The sequence below is a fragment of the Microbacterium sp. JC 701 genome (assembly GCF_021026215.1).
GTDB classification, from domain to species: Bacteria; Actinomycetota; Actinomycetes; order Actinomycetales; family Microbacteriaceae; genus Microbacterium; species Microbacterium algihabitans.
Map to the genome: position 1 here is coordinate 844,032 of NZ_JAJNCV010000001.1, position 16,983 is coordinate 861,014.

The window sequence follows — 16,983 nt, forward strand, 5'->3', positions numbered from 1 at the left end:
GAAGACAGCGAAACAGGAACATCATGAAGGTCAACCCCTCCGTCAAGCCCATCTGCGACCACTGCAAGGTGATCCGTCGTCACGGGCGCGTGATGGTGATCTGCAAGAGCAACCCGCGCCACAAGCAGCGCCAGGGCTGAGCTTCCAGCTCCACACCTTTCCAACTGAATACACATCGGCAGGATCAGATCCCGTTCGCTGACGCGGACGGGGGACACCTCGGGTCGGAGGCCCGAGCACCGATCCTGCTCCACACCTCCACGACACTCTGAGGAGAGCCGCATGGCACGTCTCGCCGGCGTCGACATCCCGCGCGACAAGCGCGTGGTGATCGCACTTACTTACATCTACGGCGTGGGTCGCACCCGCTCCGTCGAGATCCTGAACGCCACTGACATCAGCCAGGACATTCGCGTCAAGGACCTCACCGACGACCAGCTGGTCGCTCTGCGCGACCACATCGAAGGCACCTACAAGGTGGAGGGTGACCTCCGTCGCGAGGTCGCCGCCGACATCCGCCGCAAGGTCGAGATCGGTTCCTACGAGGGCCTGCGCCACCGCCGCGGCCTCCCGGTGCGCGGTCAGCGCACGAAGACGAACGCGCGTACCCGCAAGGGTCCCAAGCGCACCGTCGCCGGCAAGAAGAAGGCGCGCTAAGCCGCGGGCTGAGCGTCAGGATTCAGGAGAACGCACATGGCACAGGCCAAGTCCGCCGCGCGCAAGCCGCGCCGCAAGGAAAAGAAGAACATCGCCGTGGGTCAGGCCCACATCAAGTCGACGTTCAACAACACCATCGTTTCGATCACCGACCCCTCGGGTGCCGTCATCAGCTGGGCTTCGTCCGGCGGTGTCGGGTTCAAGGGCTCGCGCAAGTCGACGCCGTACGCCGCCGGCATGGCCGCGGAGTCGGCCGCTCGCCAGGCGCAGGAGCACGGCGTCAAGAAGGTCGACGTCTTCGTGAAGGGTCCGGGTTCGGGTCGTGAGACCGCGATCCGCTCGCTGACCGCGGCCGGCCTCGAGGTCGGCTCGATCCAGGACGTGACGCCGCAGGCCCACAACGGCTGCCGTCCGCCCAAGCGTCGCCGCGTCTGATGCGTTTCGTTCCCGGGGAGTGCTCGTCACTCCCCGGGAATGCCGCGCTCTCGCGCGATTCAGACTTCCGGATGCCGCGCGCGGCCGTCGAGGCCACGCGGCATCCCGCGAGTACAACTCAACACCTCACCCCATTACACGTGTCATATAGCGGGCACGTGATCGAAAGGAACACATAGTGCTCATCGCACAGCGTCCCACTCTGACCGAGGAGAAGATCGGGGAGTTCCGCAGCCGTTTCGTCATCGAGCCGCTGGAGCCCGGCTTCGGTTACACGATCGGCAACGCGCTGCGTCGCAGCCTCCTGTCGTCGATCCCCGGCGCGGCCGTCACGAGCATCCGCATCGACGGCGTCCTGCACGAGTTCAGCACCATCCCGGGCGTGAAGGAAGACGTCACCGAGATCATCCTGAACATCAAGCAGCTGGTCGTCTCGAGCGAGCGCGACGAGCCCATCACGGCGTACCTGCGCAAGACCGGCGCCGGTGAGGTCACCGCCGCCGACATCTCCGCTCCCGCGGGTGTCGAGGTGCACAACCCCGAGTTGGTCATCGCGACGCTCAACGACACCGCCAAGTTCGAGCTCGAGCTGACGATCGAGCGTGGCCGTGGCTACGTCTCGGCGACCCAGAACCGCAACGAGTACGCCGAGGCCGGTCAGATCCCGATCGACTCGATCTACTCGCCCGTGCTCAAGGTCAGCTACCGCGTCGACGCCACCCGTGCCGGTGAGCGCACCGACTTCGACAAGCTCGTCCTCGACGTCGAGTCGAAGGCCTCGATCGCCCCGCGCGACGCCGTGGCCTCCGCCGGCCGCACCCTCACCGAGCTGTTCGGCCTCGCCCGCGAGCTGAACGTCGAGGCCGAGGGTATCGAGATCGGCCCCGCGCCGGTCGAGACCGTCCTCTCGAACGAGCTGTCGATGCCGATCGAAGACCTGGACCTCTCGGTCCGCTCGTACAACTGCCTCAAGCGCGAGGGCATCAACACCGTCTCGGAGCTGGTCGCCCTTTCGGAGACGCAGCTGATGAACATCCGCAACTTCGGTCAGAAGTCGGTCGACGAGGTGCGCGACAAGCTCACCTCCCTCGGCCTGTCGCTCAAGGACTCGGTGCCCGGCTTCGACGGCGCCCAGTTCTACAGCGGCTACGACGAAGAAACCGTCTGACGCGTCAGACCCGACCGAACCTTTTCCAGGAGTAACACGACATGCCCAAGCCCACGAAGGGTCCCCGCCTCGGAGGCGGCCCGGCCCACGAGCGTCTGCTTCTCGCGAACCTCGCGGCAGCCCTCTACACGCACAAGTCGATCAAGACGACCGAGACGAAGGCCAAGCGCCTCCGTCCGCTCGCTGAGCGCCTCATCACCTTCGCCAAGCGCGGCGACCTGCACGCGCGTCGCCGCGTGCTGGGCGTCATCGGTGACAAAGAGGTCGTGCACACCCTCTTCACCGAGATCGCGCCGCTGGTGGCCGACCGTGAGGGTGGATACACCCGCATCACGAAGGTCGGCAACCGCAAGGGTGACAACGCCCCCATGGCCGTGATCGAGCTCGTTCTCGAGCCCGTCACGAAGAAGGCGTCGAACAAGGCCGCTGCGGCCCCCGCCGCCGCTGCCGCCCCGGCCGCCGCCGAGGAGCCCGCCGCCGACGAGACCGCCGCTGAGGAGACCTCCAACGACGAGGCCGCCGAGGCCGGCGCCGAGTCGCCCGAGGAGGGCGCGGCCGCCGAGGCCGCCGCCGACGACGCCGTCACGGACGACGCCAAGGCCTGAGCCCTCCCGCTCGCACGAGGCCCCCACCCGTCAGGGTGGGGGCTTCGTCGTTCCCGCGCCCCCTCCGACGCTCGTAGGCTGGGGGAGTGCGCATCCGTCTCGACATCTCCTACGACGGCACGCACTTCCGCGGCTGGGCGCGGCAGCCGGGTCTGCGCACCGTGCAGGGAGTTCTGGAGGACGCCCTGTCCCGCATCGTCGGAGGGTCGCCGCGGCTCATCGTCGCGGGTCGCACCGACGCCGGCGTGCACGCGTCGGGCCAGGTGGCCCATCTCGACCTCGACGATGCGCAGACGGCTCGCCTTCCGCGACGGCGTCGCGACAACGACGAAGGCGACGCGGTCGCGGCGCTGGCCGGCCGCGTGCGCGGCGTGCTGGGCGCCTATCCCGACGTGACGGTCCGACGCACCTCCACGGCTGCGAAGGGATTCGACGCGCGCTTCTCGGCGGTGTGGCGGCGCTACAGCTACCGACTGGCCGACGCAGCCACCGGGTACGACCCCCTTGACCGCCTTCGCACGACGACGGTGCGCAGCGCGCTGGATCTCGAGGCAATGGATGCCGCCGCCTCGCGTCTCATCGGGCTCCACGATTTCGCGGCGTACTGCAAAGCCCGCGAAGAGGCGACCACCATCCGTACCCTGCTCGAGTACGACTGGCGCAGAGGCGACGACGGGGTGCTGGTCGCGAACGTCCGCGCGGACGCCTTCTGCCACAGCATGGTCCGCGCCCTGGTGGGCGCCTGCGTCGCGGTGGGGGAGGGGCGGATCGCGGTCGAGGACGTCGTTGCGATCCGCGACGCGCGCATGCGCATCCCCGAGACGAAGGTGCTGGCCGCGCGAGGTCTCGTCCTCGCCGAGGTCGGTTATCCGGCGGACGAGCTCCTCGCCTCCCGCGCGGAGCAGACGCGTGCGCGCCGCGACGCAGACGTCGCCGATTCCTGATCCCCGAGTCGGCGGCATCCGGAATCGCCCGTTGCGGGTGTGTGCAACCCCTCGGCTCGCCCCGAGCCGACGGTCGTAGGCTGTCTTCGCCATGAAGGTCATCTCGTACAACCTCAACAAGCACCGCGCTGCCGGTGAGCTCGTCGCCCTCGTCGAGGCCCACGAGGTCGACGTGCTCTGTCTGCAGGAGTGCGACGCGAACGACATCCCCGCTCAGATCGGTGGTCTGCGCCTCGCGGAGGCGACGCAGCGCAATCGCCTCGGTCTCGCCCTGTACTACCGCGAGAACACCTTCCGTGCGGAAGAGGTGCGTGCGATCGCGCTGAAGAAGTCCCTGCACGACCGTGTGCTGAAACCGGCTGAAGAGCGGATGCTGGGGGTGCGCCTCAGCGACATCGACACGGGTCGCGACGTGATCGTCGCCTCGTTCCACGCGGCGCCCTTGACCGCGCTGAATTCCCTGCGGCGGCATCAGATCCGTACCGCCCTGACCGAATTGCAGAACCTCGGTCCGGGGCTGCCCGCCTTGATGGTCGGCGATTACAACTACCCGGTCTTCAAGGAGAACCTCGGGCAGAAAGTCCGCGACCAGGGATACGAGCTCACGCTGAGCGATGCGCGCACGTACACGAGGTACCGCGTGTTCCGCGGCCATTACGATTTCGCGACGTCGATCGGCTTCGACATCGCCCACATCAAGACCCTCCCGCAGGGGCTGAGCGACCACCTCCCGATCCTCATCACGGCTGAGGTGACGCAGGGGCATCGCGCCCCCGTCGCCGGCTGACACGCGGGAGAGCGAACGCGAAAGGAGGGGCCGTCGAAACGACGGCCCCTCCTGCTGTGCGCGTGCCGGTGCTCAGGCCTCGACGCGGCGACGGCGTCGCACGCTGGCGCCGATCGCGACGGCCCCACCGGCGAGGACGAGTGCGCCTCCGCCGATCCACAGGCCGGTCGCGGCGCCGCCGTCGACACCGGTGACCGCGAGTCCGCCCTTCGAGGGGTTCGATGCCGAACCCGAGCCCGCGGTGGTCAGAGTGACCGTGGCGTGCAGGACGTGTCCGCTCGACGCGCCGGTGAAGGTGAAGTCGTACGAGCCCTTGCCGTTCGCGGGCATCTTGACCGGGACGCGGAGCGACCCGTTCGACGACTTGCCGCGCAGCGAGGTGTTGGTCTCGACCTTGGCCGAGGCGAGGGTGATGCCACTGGCGTTGATGCCGGTGACCGAGATGAGAACGTCTTCGTCGCCGACGAAGGGGGTTCCGGGAGTGGTGAAGGTGGTGACGTCGCCGGCCGGCAGCGTGGCCGGGTTGGCGACGATGGCGCCGGCGTCGGTGTACGCGTTGGCGGCCGTGGGGGCCATCAGCGCGGCCGCGGCGAGCGAGAGCGCGGCGACGGCCCGGATGATCGTGGTCTTCATGGTGTGCCCCATCTGCTTAGCGTGGTCGAGCCGTGTGCCGTGTCGGAGGGGACGCGGCGTCTTCCGCGTCCGCATGACATGGCGGCTCCTTTGCCCGAGTCTGTCGGCCGTGCCGTGTGCGACCCGGCGGAAAGGGCTCGCTTTCACGCGCCGGCGGGGCAGACTTCACCAGGGGGTCCGGCGCGGCGTCACTCACCGGACCGACATGTGCCTGCACGCGGCACCTCGTCGGGGATGCGGGTGGGCGTCGAGACCGCGCTGACCGCGGTCATGCCCGGCACCGAGACGGTGACCTCGAGATCGGCGCTCTCTCCCGGTGCGAGCTGCACCGACCACTTCAGCACCCGGCGGCCGTCGTGCACGCCGCCGGCGAAGCCCGGGGGATCGCCGTCGCTCGTCGTGCGCTGGCCGATGATCTCCGCGCCGGGCGGCAGGTAGACGTAGACGCCGGTCAGGACGTCGCCCGGGGGCACGCCGTGCTCGCCACCACCGGTCACATACGCGGGGAGTGTGGCGGGGTCGGGGGCGTCGCTGCGCAGCGTCACGTGCACGGACGCCGTTCCGTCACCGCACGACGCGGTCTCGACCTGCGGGTGCAGGTAGTAGTCCATCTTCGAGCCGGTGCCGTCGTTCAGGTAGACCCCGAAGACCCCGGTGGTGGCGCCGGAGACGGGCAGCGCCCCCTGCAGGGTGGTGCCATCGAGGAGCGCCTGCTGCACGGCATCCGCATTCCAGACCAGCAGACGTCGCTCGAGTCCCGCGCGACGGACCGCGTCGATGAGGGCAGCCGGGTCGGCGCGACCGTCGGCGACCGCCTGGAAGACCGCGGTCGACGCGCTCTGGAAGAACGCGTCCTGCTCCCGCGAGTCGGAGTAGCGCCGGTACACCTCGTCGAGCAGGAGGGAGACGGCGTTGTCGGCGGTGAGCTGATCTCCGGAGGGGAGGGCGACGGGTCCGGTGGCGCGCAGCAGGTACGACAAGGTCACCGGGTCGACGGCGACGACGGCGTCGACCTCGGTCCCCGACAGGCGTCGCCACAACTCACGTGCGACGGGGGCTCCCACCGAGAAGTCGGGCACCTGTGTAGCGTTCTGGACGAATCGTGCCGGCCGGGTGTCGTAGATGCTCTGCACGTCGGCCGGGAGCTCGCCTGCGGGCGAGGTGGCGACGGGCTCGAACTCCGGGCTGGAGGCCTGCGCGACGAGCGCCAACCGCCCGTCGTCGGCGTCGAGTTGAGCGACGGCTCCGACGACGCCCCCGAGCGAACGCCACTCGGCGTTGTTCTCGAAGAGCACGAGCGTCGACCGGGGGCCGTCGGCTCCGAGCATGCTCGGGACGAGCAGGGTCGCCCGTCTGAGCGCGTCGGCGTCGTCGGCGGCGGTGTCGAGCTGCTGCGCCGAGGCGGCCACGGCATCGGCGAGCCGTCCGAGGAGCGGAGCCCGTTCGATGCCGGCGACGTCATCGGCGGCGGCCCGCAGTGCGGCGGCGGCCGTCGAGGCGGCGGGCGCGACCGCGGCCAGTCGTGCGACGTCGAAGGCGCCGCCCACCGGCCGGAGGGACTCGGGAGACAGTCCCGCCGAGGCCTCGGCGAGCGGTTCGAAGGCGTTCGCGGCGACGTCGTCGATCGCAGCGGCGGTGCGGGTCAGCGCGTCGAGCTGCGGCCCGACCCACGGGAGCGCCGTCGCCGCGGCCCAGATCGGATCGCTCGTCAATTCCCGCGCCGCGCGGGTGTCGTCAGCGACCGTCGACAGGCGGGAGAGTGCTGCGGCGAGATCGTCGCCGTCGCTGGCCGCGTCGGAGACGCCGGCCTGCGCGGCCGCGAGATGGCCCGCCGCGAGTACCCCTCGCGTGCCGATCCAGGCGGCTGCGGCGAGACCCAGCACGAGCACTCCCACCACCGTCCAGGCGAAGACGGAAGCGGCCGGCGTGGCCGACGAGCGGCGGGTGGTGCGGATCACGCCGAAAACTGTAAGCCTGCCTCATCCGCGCACCGGACCGCGCCGACCGCGGCCACCTAGACTGGGAGGAACGACTCGGGGGAGAATCCATGGTGCGGGCGATGCGGCGCGGCAGAGCGTTCTGGAGCGCGGCGATGGTGGGCGCGTCCGTGTTCGCACTCACCGCGTGCGGGGCCCCGCCATGGGCCCAGGGCGGCGGTCAGGGCACGCCCTCGGCGTCGCCGACTGTCACGCAGACCACGGTTCCGCAGCCGGTGCGCAACGACCTGGCGAGCGGCTCGACGCAGCGGACGCTGACGGCGGGTGCCGTCGGTGCCACAGTGGACTACTGGTCGACGCTGTCGATGGACAAGTGGACGCCCACGGCGCTCAAGCCGGTGAACCTGTCGATGGTCACCACCGTCACGCCCAACGACGGGCAGAAGGTGTACCTGCAGAGGGCGACCATGACGGCCGTGCCGGGCAACGCTTCGCAGTCGTTCTCGCCCCTGTCGGCACAGTCGGATCAGACGGATGCCCCGGGATATCTGGTGCTTGCGCCCTACAGCTACTCGCAGACGTTCAACGTCGGAGAGGTCCCGGCGGACGCGACGTTTGTCACCCTCCAATTCACCTTCGAGTTCTTGGTCCAGACCACCCCCACGTCCAACGAGTTCGCCAAGCAGACGGCCAGCGACACTCTGACGGTCGCCATCGCCGGGGGCGGCGAAGCGACGCCCGCAGGCTGATCAGGGTCGGACGCGCTCCCACCGATCGCCGCCCTGACGGGTGGCCTCGGCCGCGGCTTCTCCGGCCGCCAGCACGAGGGCTGCGAGGTCGTAGTCGGCGCTCTCGGCGGGCACCCAGCCCACGCTCGCCGACAACTGCACGTCGACGTGGTCGGACACGTCCAACTCGGTGATGCGGCGCAGGGTCGTGCGGACGTGCTCCCGGATCACGGAACCCGGTCGGGCGAGGACGATCACGAGGCGACCCCGCGTCTCGCGTCCGATGTCCGCGTCGGCGGGGAAGCTCTCGTCGACGACCGCCTCGAACTCCGTGACGAGCCGCAGCCACCCGTTCTCTCCGGCCGCGCTGCGGATGTGCGTGGGGTCGTCGAGCCGCACCGTCAGCACCGCCCAGGACTGCTCGCGCGCACGGCGGGCGCGACGCAGACGGTCGGATGCCGTGATCACGAAGTGCGGCCACGTCGACGCCGTGTGGCCCCCGGTCGGCGACACCGAGGTGAAGTACAGCAGCGAGACCGTGGCGCACACCAGGTAGATGAGCATCGCGAGTCCGTTGATCACCCGGGGGAGGGCGAGGTCGCCGATGTCGGCAGGGGCGGCCAACCCCGACACGAGGATCGCGGCTCCGACGGCGACGAAGCCCGCCGACACGATCGTGAGCGGCAGAGCGAGTCGCTCCAGGCGATCGGCGGCGCGCCGCAGCTCGCCGATGGTGAGTCCGGCGAACACGGCCGCACCGACGAAGGCCAGCCGGAAGGCGAGGCCGTAGGCGGCGGCGTCGGTCACCGCCGTGAACGCGATCGCGGTCAAGACCGCCTGCATCCCGCCGATCCACGGGAACGCCGGCACCCCGCGACGCGCGCGGAACCCCGACCAGATCAGGGCGGGCGCACCCAGCATGAGTCCGAGCCCCGCGCGGCGCACGGGCTCGGCATCCGCGATCGATCCCATGATCGACACCCAGGTGCTCGTCATCGCCAGCACGAAGGCGAGCGACCACAGCAGCGCGGAGCGCGAGGGACGATGCAGGAAGCCGAGGCCGATGATCATCACCGTGGAGACGGTCGCGACAGTCGCCTGCGCGAGTCCGAGGTTCGAGAGGACGTCGGTGGTGTTCATGCGACGGCGGCGTCCGATCGCGAGGGGAGCACCACCGTCACGGTCGTACCCGCGCCCAGCTCGCTCTCGAGGAAGAGCGACCCGCCCTGGTCTTCCACGATGCTGCGGATGATGCCCATGCCGAGCCCCGTGCCGGGCGTCGGGCTCTCGCGCACCGCCTGCGCGCGGAAGTACGGGTCGAACACCCGATCGATGTCATCGGGATGGATGCCGATGCCCGTGTCGGCGAAGTGGAGGATCACGTCGTCGGGGGAGACCTCTCCGCTGATGCGGATGGTTCCCCCGGCGGACGTGTACTTGATCGCGTTGCTGAGGATGTTGTCGAAGGCCTGCCGCAGGCGGAACGCATCGCCGAGCACCTCCGCGGACTCGGGGAGTTCGTCGATCACGCTCACCCGGCGCGCGGCGGCGGCGGGGCGGAACGAGGCCAGCGACGACGCGATGATGCGGCTCGCATCGGCCGTGGCCGGCCCCGACGTCTCGCGGAACACTCCACGGGAGGTCGCGAGGATCTCGGAGATCAGTTTCTGCATGCGCTCGCCGGCCGCGGCGATGACCTCGAGCTGCTCGTGCACCTTGGGGGACAGGTTCGGATCGTCGAGCGCCAGGTCGGCGTGGCCGATGATCGCCGTCAGCGGGTTGCGCAGCTCGTGCGACACGGTCGCGGCCAGTCGCTCCCGTGCGCGCTCGGACTCGATCAGGGCCGTGATGTCGTGGATGATCAACAGCGTGCTCTCGGGCTCGTCCGACGAGATGAGACGACGCGTGGATGCCGAGAGGGCGTGCCAATCGCCGTGCGGATCGAACAGCCACACCCGCTCGTCGTCGAACTGCTCGCCGCGGGCCGCGCGGGCGAAGGGCCGCTCCGACTCGGGCAGTGGTTCGCCGCGGAGGTTCGCGTACTCGACCGCGCCGCCGGGTCGTTGCGGCTCGTCGCGCTCGACGCCGTACAGCGCGACGTACGTGTCGTTGAGGGCGAGCACCTCGCCGTCGGCGGAGAGGCGGGCGATGCCGGTGTCGAGACCGTTGAGCATCTGCGAGACGCGGCGCTCCTGGCCCGAGACACGTTGCAGAGTGCCCTGCAGGCGGCTCGCCTGGCGACGCAGGAGCTGCTTGAACGCCCGCGTCTGTCGCGCGGACAGGTAGGACGTGATCGCGATGAAGGTGAGAGACAGCAGCACCACGATCAGACGCAGCGCGGTGACGGGACCGGTGGCGTTGACGGCGGCGTCGATGACGATGATGACGCCGACCGCGCCGATCGCCGAAATCAGGTAGACGAGGGTGAAATGGGTGGCGATCCAGATGATCGGGAAGACCCAGAAGAAGCTGAAGCGCAGGTCGGTGCCGAAGCTCAAGAGACCGATGCCGACGATGTCACCGAACGGAATCAGGGCGACCGCCGCGCGGGGCAGCTTCTGCCACGGCACCACGATCGCCACCGCGGTGAGGGCGATGATGACGCCGACGCCCGAGGAGAACGGCCACAGGGCGAACAGCGACGGCTCGAGCGCCTGGACGAGCAGCACGGTGATGACGACGCTGGCGCCGAGCACGAGCTGGAGGAGCCAGACCGACCGGGTGCGGCTGCTCGGGTTCGTCGCGTCGTCGTCCGGCACGACCTCGGGAGGAACCGCCGGCGGGACGCTCCTCAGTGATGCCATGTGTTCGAGTGTATAGAGAGTGGTGTAGTCTTCTGCGCGCCATCCTGTCTCTGCTCGCCGCTCGTGGTTTCGCACCCACGCGCCCGGTCAGACTCCCCCTGAGGCCTGCATCCCGCAGCGTGATGGTCGTTCGTCGACCTCGGCGCGTCCGCGCCCATTCCTCAGGAGTCACCTGTGAGCATGACCTCTCGCCGTCGCGTCCGCGCGACCGCCCTGGCCGTTGCCCTCGCCATCGTCGCGCCGGCCACCTTGACCGGTTGCGGTCAGATCGCCGATGCCTTCAATTCGCTGCCCGGCCAGCCGGGGAGCAACCAATCGGTGGTCGTGCCGACCGCCGCTCCGCAGTCGTCCGCCGACGCGAAGCCCTTCGACTCGCAATTCACCTACGACGGCTCGGTGCGGCTGACCTCCGAGGTCGCCGACGGCCTCGAGCTGCGTCTCGACGTCTGGGCGGTCGACCCCAAGCGCACCATGGAGTGGACCCCCACCAACGAGAAGCAGCTCGGCTTCGCGGTCAACATCGTCGACAACCGGGTCGACGAGAAGGCGGTTCTCGCCGAGAAGCGACGCGTGTACGTCTCGTCGATCTCGGTGACCTCGCAGACGGCTCAGACCAGCGGTCAGGTGTCGAACCCGTTCCAGTTCAGCGCCGACCCGCGCACCCTGGTTCCCACCGACACCCTGCGCTCCGAGCGCGGGCTGCTGCTGAACAGCTACCAGGGCGGCCTGCTGGTGCCCACGACCTCGATCCGCCAGCTGCCGAACGACACCTACGGCATCACGCTCGAGTTCGCGCTCAACGTGGCTGTCGAGGGGACGGCGAACACCGACACCTCGTTCTCGCAGCAGACCGTCTACCAGTACCTGCCGATCGCGATCTTCGCCGACGACGGACAGGTCGACGGAGGCAGCCAGGGGACCGGCACGCAGAGCAGCACGGGCCGCGCACCCGGCTGGGGCCAGACCAACGGGCAGGGCTGAGCGGGCGGCATCCGCCCCTCTCACTCCGCGCCGTTGTGCCCCTGCCGCGGGCGGAGGCGTCGACTCTCCATGAGCAGCGAGAGATCCTCGACGTCCATGACGAGGTAGTGCTCGAACGTCAGGTCGGGAACGTCGTCGTAATCGATCGCCGGCATGCGGCGGGCGAAGGCGCGTCGCACGGCCTGCTCGACCTCGGCGGTGTCGAGAACCGACGGGGCGACGACGAAGACCGTGTCGCGCGCGGGGAGGCCGGTGGCGGCTCCGGGTAGCACGTCCTGGGCCGCCTCGCCGACCGTGCGCAGGATCGTGTCGCCCCGTTCGCCGCTGTGTGCGGCGCGGATGAGATCGATCTCGGGCACGCGCACCAGGGTCGCGCGGACCGACACGTGCTCCGCGAGCAGCATCTCGGCCTCGCGGCGCAGCGAGCCGCGATCGTGCGCGCGGGTGCCGGGGGCGGGGTCGTCGTCGAGTTGCCGGCCGATCCACACGGCACCGACGGAAACCGCGGCGATCGCGAGCGCGCTGACGACGGCCGTCGTCTCGGCCGATACGGCTCCCGGGCTCAGCAGGGGTGCGATCCCGACGGCGGCCACCACGGCGAGTCGGGAGAGGTTGTACGCCGCGAAGAGGCTGAGCGTCCACGCGATCAGCTTTGCTCCGCCCAACTCGCCCAGCGGTCGTCGTGAGAGCTCGAGCGCGCCGAGGGCGGCGAACACCACCAGCCCCGCGGTCTTGAGCAGCGTGGCGTCGTCGAGGTCGATGAGGTACGTGACCCCGAACATGAGGATCACGACCGCGACAGTGCTCACCCCGCCGATCGCGGAGCGACCGTTCAGCCGCCGCGCGCCCGCCCACTGCAGGCCCACCGCCAGCAGATTCGTGGCGTTGCCCGCCGCCGCGGCGGTCACCCCTCCGCCCGCGGTCTCGACGACGTTCATCGCGCCGCACAGCAGAGCCGCGATGGCCGCCATCCCGAAGTAGCGCACCATGTCGGCGCGGGCACCCCCGCGGTCATCGCCGGGGCGGCCGTGGGCGAGGAACAGCATCGTTCCCGCGACGCCGGCTACGGCGATCGATGCGAGAAGAGCGAGGACGATCACAGGGGTCGTCTCCTTCGGGCGTCAGACGCAATCTTGAGGAAATCTTGCGCAGACGGGGGTGTTCGGCAGTGGTCGTCTTGCGGCGAACCTACCAGAGTAGGAACAAGCCGATACGCCGCTCCACCGACAGGAAGACCCCGCCATGACCGATGCGCGCAACTTCACCCCGCAGTCTCGGGATCTTCGCATCCACCCGGGCGAATTGACGGCGACGGCGAGCGAGGAGCACGGCTTCGCCGATGACTTCGCCGCGGTCCTCGAGAACACGTCGGTGCACCGCTCCACCATCGGCTGCGTCATCCCCGCCTACAACGAGGAGGAGTCGATCGCCGATGTGATCGAGGCCCTCCTGGCGCAGACCCGCGTTCCCGACGTCATCCACGTGGTCGTGAACAACACCTCGGACGCCACGGTCAAGATCGCTTCGGAGTACAGCGGACCCCACGAGCTGCACACCGAGCTCGGCGAGCAGTTCACCGAGGTCTTCGTGCACGACATCGGCAAGAACCCCGACAAGAAGGTCGGCGCGCTCAACTACGGCTACTCCCTCGTGGAGGGCTACGACTACCTCCTCGGCGTCGACGGCGACACCATCGCCGACAGCAAGGCCGTCGAGTTCCTCGAGACCGAGGCCGTGTCGGACTCCCGCATCGGCGGCATCTCGGCGATCTACACGATCGACGACAAGCCCATCAAGGGAGTCATCGCGCGCTTCCTGACGGCCGGTCAGCGCACGCAGTTCGCCGCCTTCAACCTGCAGAACATGCTCCGCGGCCGCAATATGGCGGTCCTCGGCGGGCAGTTCTCGATCTTCTCCACGAACGCCCTCCGCGACGCCATGTCGCAGAACCACCAGTCGACCCCGTGGGTGAAGGACTCCGAGGTCGAGGACTCGCTGCTGTCGCTGCAGATCAAGAGCGCCGGCTACCTCACCAAGATCAGCCCGTACGCCCGTGCCGACGTGGGTGGCATGACCACCCTCTCGGGCTACGACGCACAGCAGGTCAAGTGGACCTACGGTGCCATCGAGCTGATGTGGCCCGGCCAGCGTGGTGACACCAAGGGCCAGCCCTTCCACCCGAACCTGCGCCTGCGGTGGTTCGAGAACTTCGGCATGCTCACGAACCTCTTCGTCCGCGTCGCGTTCCTGACGCTGCTCGCCGGTTCGCTGACGCTGAACGCCTTCGTGTTCTCGCCGCTCTGGCTGATCCCGCCGGTCATCGCCATGCTGCTGAACCTGCGCATCGCCCGCACGATGAAGAACGTCAACCGCAACGACGTGCTGTTCGCCGTGTTGTTCTTCCCGGCCGAGTTGTTCATGTGGATCCGCATCAGTCACTTCGTGCGCTCGTGGACCCGCTTCCTCTCACGCAAGAAGGTCGACAACTGGGCGATGCAGGCCAAGGCCGAGCGCGGTGGCGGCCTCGGTCACTGGACGCCGATGATCGTGCTCATCGGCGTGGCGATCGCCCTCGCCGTCATCTGGATCATGGTGGGCCCGATGGTGCAGTCCTCGATCCTGTGGATCGGATGGCCCATCGTCGGCGTGGTCACGGTCCTGCAGACCCTCCTGATGTTCTCCAAGCTCGTCCGTCGCCAGCACGGCTTCAAGGTCTGACGGACCCACGATCTGACCCGAACGCGTCAGAAAGGACGAATGCCTCGGCCCTGGGGAGGGCCGAGGCATTCGTTATGTCCGGGGGCGTCAGGGCGCGGCCAGCAGCTCGGAGGTCAGACGGTAGCCCACGCCGCGCACGGTCTCGATGTACCGGGGGTTCGCGGGGTTGTCGCCCAGCTTGCGCCGCAGGTTGGTCATGTGGGCCTCGATCGCGCGCTTGTCCGCCTCGCCGACGAAGTAGCTCGTGACGTAGGACTCGCCGCGCAGGACGAGGGTGAGGTCGGCCTTGCTGCGCACGCGTCGCTTCGACTCCATCAGGGTCGCGAGCAGGTCGAACTCGGTGCGCGTGAGGTCGAGCTCCTCGCCACCGACACGCACGAGGCGACTGTCGGGGTCGAGCTGCAGGTCGCGGTGCGCCACCCAGGCTCCGCCGGTCGGAGTGAGCTCGCCCGCAGCGGCGCGCGGCACGATCTCGCCTCCGGGTGCCGCGGCGCGCGGTTCGGGTCCCTGCGACGACGGCACGACCACCGGTGCGCTCGCCGCGGGGGCCGAGGCGACCGGTGAGGGTGCCGCGGGTGCGGGCGAATCGGTGCGGGCGGCGGGGAACGAGGGGCCGACGCTGTCCTGTCGAGGGGCCGCGGATGCCGCGGAGTCGCCGGCGCGCGGACGTCGCAGCAGCGCCTCGATGCGCGCGCGGAGTTCGCGCGGACGGAACGGCTTGACCACGTACTCATCGGCGCCCGCGCCGAGGCCCAGGACGACGTCGGCCTCTTCTTCGAGGCCGGTCAGCATGATGATGTAGGTGTCGCTCTGCTGGCGGATGCGGCGCGCGGCTTCGAACCCGTCGATGCCGGGCATGTTCACGTCGAGCGTGGTGATCAGCGGCTGGTAGGCGATGACCGCCCGCACGCCGTCGATGCCGTTACCGACCGACACGGTGGAGAAACCGGCCGATTCGAGCACTTCGACCAGGAGGTGTCGGATGTCGGGATCGTCTTCGACGATGACGGCTGTCTTCAGCAACTCGGTGCTGTCGCTCATTTCACCCACTCTTCCGGCTTCGCACGAGATCGTGCCCGCGTTCTCCCCCGAGACACGGCGTCGCACAGCGACGAGCGCAATCTTGACACACTTCGCGCGCGGGGAGGACGGTCCGCGCCGTCAGCGCTGCTCTCTGGTCAGCTCTGCAGCGGCCGCCGGCCACCACGTGCCGGCAACCGGGCCCCCGTTGCATTCGCCGTCGCTCTCGCCCGGGGGCTTGATCCACAGGTTCGTGTCGACGACCCCGTCGCCGTAGGAACCGCCCGGGCTCCCCACGAGTCGACCCGCGGGGTTGCACCACTCGGAGCCCGCCGGCCCGGCACCGTTTCGCGAGGTGTCGATGACCGCGTGGATGCCGCCGAGCTGGTCGGAGAGCGCGTGGGCGTAGGCGAACTCCGCCGCGGTGTCCTGGTAGTTCGACACATTCAGCGCGACTCCGCGCACGTCGGAGAGAAGATTCGTCGCTCGCAGGAGGTCGGCCATCTCGGCCGGCGGATGCCACGAGGAGTGGCCCCCATCGAGGTAGATCCAGGTGTTGGTGCCGCGGATGCTGTCGACCGCCCCGCGCAGGTAGCCCGCGCGGTCCTGGATGGACCCGCACGAGGATGCCAGAGCGATGCTGTCGGGCTCGAGGACGACGATCTTCTGGATGTCGGAGGCATTGCGCAAGGCGTCGCCGATCCGCCCGGTCCATTCGCGGTAGGCGTCGGGGTCGAGTCCGCCGGCGGAGTGATTGCCGCAGTCACGATCGGGGAGTCCGTACACGGCGATCGACAGCGCCGCCTTCTGGTCGCGGGCTTCAGCGGCCAGGTGCGCCACGCGGTCCCACACCTCATCGACCGGATCAATCTCGGGCGTGAGCCAGTATGTCGTGGGCTGGGTCGAGAGCCACTCCGCGGCCGCGTTCTCATCGGCGTCGCCCGCGCCGGCGCGGGCCGCCTGCGCGGCCTTCGACTCGTCGGGAGCGACGATGCGCGTGTCGACGGCGGGCGGGCGGGCCCCGAGGGTCTGGAAGAGAGTGGTCACGAGGCTCCCGACCACGGCGATGGCGGCGATCAACGCCGCGATGACGACGATGGCTCCGACGACCACGAGGGCGCGCGGAATCCGTCGTCGGGGCCTCTTCGGCCGGTGCGTTCGCGCCACGTTGAGGACTCTATCCGAGGTGAGCGGGGGTGGCGCCGAGGTAGTTAACTCGGTGAACGGGCATAGACTCTCTCCGTGGGAAAACTGGTTTACAACACGTCAGGTCACTCGTTCGACATCGAGGACCGGACGCTCTCTCACCTTCGTGTCGTCTTCATGAACAAGCTGCGCCGTGGCGAGCCGTTCATGTTCCACTTCCCGATGGGTGACGGCAGTGGCACGCGTTCCCTGTGGATCTCGCCGTCGATTCCGCTGGTCTTCCACTTCTACGGCAGTCGTGCTCCGCAGCTGAACCGCCGGTGGATCGACGACCTCATGAACGAGGCGAGCACCCCGCAGGGTCTCAGCGTCGTCGCCGAGCCCGACCCCGATTCGGTGCCGAGCCTCATCGGGTGACGA

18 protein-coding genes are annotated in these 16,983 nt (G+C 69.3%); 11 read left to right on the forward strand and 7 right to left on the reverse strand.

Annotated elements, in window-relative coordinates; genetic code table 11:
* Positions 1-23: 23 nt before the first annotated feature.
* The 7 genes from rpmJ (at position 24) to LPW41_RS04055 (ending at position 4,596) form a co-directional block, all read left to right on the forward strand.
* Positions 24-140, forward strand: coding sequence for a 50S ribosomal protein L36 (rpmJ, locus tag LPW41_RS04025; RefSeq protein ID WP_005050492.1), 117 nt, complete (start codon positions 24-26; stop codon positions 138-140).
* A 142-nt stretch (positions 141-282) separates the two neighbouring features.
* Entirely contained in the window at positions 283-657 is a 375-nt protein-coding gene (rpsM, locus tag LPW41_RS04030; RefSeq protein WP_056226287.1) for a 30S ribosomal protein S13, read from the forward strand.
* 36 nt (positions 658-693) lie between these two features.
* Positions 694-1,092 carry a 30S ribosomal protein S11 gene (rpsK, locus tag LPW41_RS04035; protein WP_013583990.1) on the forward strand — a complete coding sequence of 133 codons (399 nt, stop codon included), beginning with the start codon at positions 694-696 and terminating at the stop codon, positions 1,090-1,092.
* A 178-nt stretch (positions 1,093-1,270) separates the two neighbouring features.
* Positions 1,271-2,260 carry a DNA-directed RNA polymerase subunit alpha gene (locus LPW41_RS04040; protein WP_058230893.1) on the forward strand — a complete coding sequence of 330 codons (990 nt, stop codon included), beginning with the start codon at positions 1,271-1,273 and terminating at the stop codon, positions 2,258-2,260.
* 41 nt (positions 2,261-2,301) lie between these two features.
* Complete coding sequence (gene rplQ, locus LPW41_RS04045; RefSeq protein ID WP_154096186.1) at positions 2,302-2,865, forward strand: 50S ribosomal protein L17; 564 nt, start codon at positions 2,302-2,304, stop codon at positions 2,863-2,865.
* 86 nt (positions 2,866-2,951) lie between these two features.
* Positions 2,952-3,809 carry a tRNA pseudouridine(38-40) synthase TruA gene (gene truA / locus LPW41_RS04050; protein WP_154096185.1) on the forward strand — a complete coding sequence of 286 codons (858 nt, stop codon included), beginning with the start codon at positions 2,952-2,954 and terminating at the stop codon, positions 3,807-3,809.
* Between the two features lie 91 nt (positions 3,810-3,900).
* A complete protein-coding gene (locus tag LPW41_RS04055) occupies positions 3,901-4,596 on the forward strand; it encodes an endonuclease/exonuclease/phosphatase family protein (protein WP_144829684.1) in 696 nt (231 codons plus the stop codon).
* Between the two features lie 72 nt (positions 4,597-4,668).
* Here the strand turns inward: LPW41_RS04055 and LPW41_RS04060 are convergent, their stop codons facing one another.
* Positions 4,669-5,241, reverse strand: coding sequence for a hypothetical protein (locus LPW41_RS04060; protein WP_144829682.1), 573 nt, complete (start codon positions 5,239-5,241; stop codon positions 4,669-4,671).
* A gap of 176 nt (positions 5,242-5,417) precedes the next feature.
* The gene (locus LPW41_RS17005) at positions 5,418-7,187 is read right to left on the reverse strand and encodes a DUF4012 domain-containing protein (protein ID WP_144829679.1); all 1,770 of its coding nucleotides are present in this window, start codon (positions 7,185-7,187) and stop codon (positions 5,418-5,420) included.
* A 101-nt stretch (positions 7,188-7,288) separates the two neighbouring features.
* Between LPW41_RS17005 and LPW41_RS04070 the strand changes: the two genes are divergently transcribed.
* Positions 7,289-7,915 carry a hypothetical protein gene (locus LPW41_RS04070; protein WP_154096184.1) on the forward strand — a complete coding sequence of 209 codons (627 nt, stop codon included), beginning with the start codon at positions 7,289-7,291 and terminating at the stop codon, positions 7,913-7,915.
* On the opposite strand, the gene LPW41_RS04075 is transcribed toward LPW41_RS04070, so the two are convergent.
* Both LPW41_RS04075 and LPW41_RS04080 read right to left on the reverse strand, forming a co-directional pair.
* Entirely contained in the window at positions 7,916-9,034 is a 1,119-nt protein-coding gene (locus LPW41_RS04075; protein WP_154096183.1) for a hypothetical protein, read from the reverse strand.
* Entirely contained in the window at positions 9,031-10,698 is a 1,668-nt protein-coding gene (locus tag LPW41_RS04080) for a cell wall metabolism sensor histidine kinase WalK (protein ID WP_144829671.1), read from the reverse strand. Before LPW41_RS04080 ends, LPW41_RS04075 begins: the two co-directional genes overlap by 4 nt.
* Before the next feature lie 180 nt (positions 10,699-10,878).
* On the opposite strand from LPW41_RS04080, the gene LPW41_RS04085 reads away from it, so the two are divergent.
* Positions 10,879-11,679 (forward strand): fructose 1,6-bisphosphatase, encoded by an 801-nt coding sequence (locus LPW41_RS04085; protein WP_230704517.1) that lies wholly within the window; start codon positions 10,879-10,881, stop codon positions 11,677-11,679.
* 20 nt (positions 11,680-11,699) lie between these two features.
* Here the strand turns inward: LPW41_RS04085 and LPW41_RS04090 are convergent, their stop codons facing one another.
* The gene (locus LPW41_RS04090; RefSeq protein ID WP_144829668.1) at positions 11,700-12,779 is read right to left on the reverse strand and encodes a hypothetical protein; all 1,080 of its coding nucleotides are present in this window, start codon (positions 12,777-12,779) and stop codon (positions 11,700-11,702) included.
* A gap of 142 nt (positions 12,780-12,921) precedes the next feature.
* On the opposite strand from LPW41_RS04090, the gene LPW41_RS04095 reads away from it, so the two are divergent.
* Positions 12,922-14,397 carry a glycosyltransferase gene (locus LPW41_RS04095; RefSeq protein ID WP_144829665.1) on the forward strand — a complete coding sequence of 492 codons (1,476 nt, stop codon included), beginning with the start codon at positions 12,922-12,924 and terminating at the stop codon, positions 14,395-14,397.
* Between the two features lie 87 nt (positions 14,398-14,484).
* Here LPW41_RS04095 and LPW41_RS04100 read toward each other — a convergent pair whose 3' ends face one another.
* Positions 14,485-15,438 carry a response regulator transcription factor gene (locus LPW41_RS04100; protein ID WP_186325411.1) on the reverse strand — a complete coding sequence of 318 codons (954 nt, stop codon included), beginning with the start codon at positions 15,436-15,438 and terminating at the stop codon, positions 14,485-14,487.
* Between the two features lie 120 nt (positions 15,439-15,558).
* A complete protein-coding gene (locus LPW41_RS04105; RefSeq protein WP_230704170.1) occupies positions 15,559-16,584 on the reverse strand; it encodes a glycoside hydrolase family 6 protein in 1,026 nt (341 codons plus the stop codon).
* A 75-nt stretch (positions 16,585-16,659) separates the two neighbouring features.
* Here LPW41_RS04105 and LPW41_RS04110 point away from each other — a divergent pair, with 75 nt between their 5' ends.
* The gene (locus LPW41_RS04110) at positions 16,660-16,980 is read left to right on the forward strand and encodes an ATP-dependent DNA ligase (protein ID WP_144829663.1); all 321 of its coding nucleotides are present in this window, start codon (positions 16,660-16,662) and stop codon (positions 16,978-16,980) included.
* Positions 16,981-16,983: the final 3 nt, after the last annotated feature.

Bases quoted from the DNA above. Each gene is read 5' to 3' on its own strand.
- rpmJ (WP_005050492.1), top strand. From the start codon at position 24: ATGAAGGTCAACCCCTCCGTCAAGCCCATCTGCGACCACTGCAAGGTG.
- rpsM (WP_056226287.1), top strand. From the start codon at position 283: ATGGCACGTCTCGCCGGCGTCGACATCCCGCGCGACAAGCGCGTGGTG.
- rpsK (WP_013583990.1), top strand. From the start codon at position 694: ATGGCACAGGCCAAGTCCGCCGCGCGCAAGCCGCGCCGCAAGGAAAAG.
- rplQ (WP_154096186.1), top strand. From the start codon at position 2,302: ATGCCCAAGCCCACGAAGGGTCCCCGCCTCGGAGGCGGCCCGGCCCAC.
- LPW41_RS04055 (WP_144829684.1), top strand. From the start codon at position 3,901: ATGAAGGTCATCTCGTACAACCTCAACAAGCACCGCGCTGCCGGTGAG.
- LPW41_RS04060 (WP_144829682.1), bottom strand. From the start codon at position 5,241: ATGGGGCACACCATGAAGACCACGATCATCCGGGCCGTCGCCGCGCTC.
- LPW41_RS04070 (WP_154096184.1), top strand. From the start codon at position 7,289: ATGCGGCGCGGCAGAGCGTTCTGGAGCGCGGCGATGGTGGGCGCGTCC.
- LPW41_RS04075 (WP_154096183.1), bottom strand. From the start codon at position 9,034: ATGAACACCACCGACGTCCTCTCGAACCTCGGACTCGCGCAGGCGACT.
- LPW41_RS04080 (WP_144829671.1), bottom strand. From the start codon at position 10,698: ATGGCATCACTGAGGAGCGTCCCGCCGGCGGTTCCTCCCGAGGTCGTG.
- LPW41_RS04085 (WP_230704517.1), top strand. From the start codon at position 10,879: ATGACCTCTCGCCGTCGCGTCCGCGCGACCGCCCTGGCCGTTGCCCTC.
- LPW41_RS04095 (WP_144829665.1), top strand. From the start codon at position 12,922: ATGACCGATGCGCGCAACTTCACCCCGCAGTCTCGGGATCTTCGCATC.
- LPW41_RS04100 (WP_186325411.1), bottom strand. From the start codon at position 15,438: ATGAGCGACAGCACCGAGTTGCTGAAGACAGCCGTCATCGTCGAAGAC.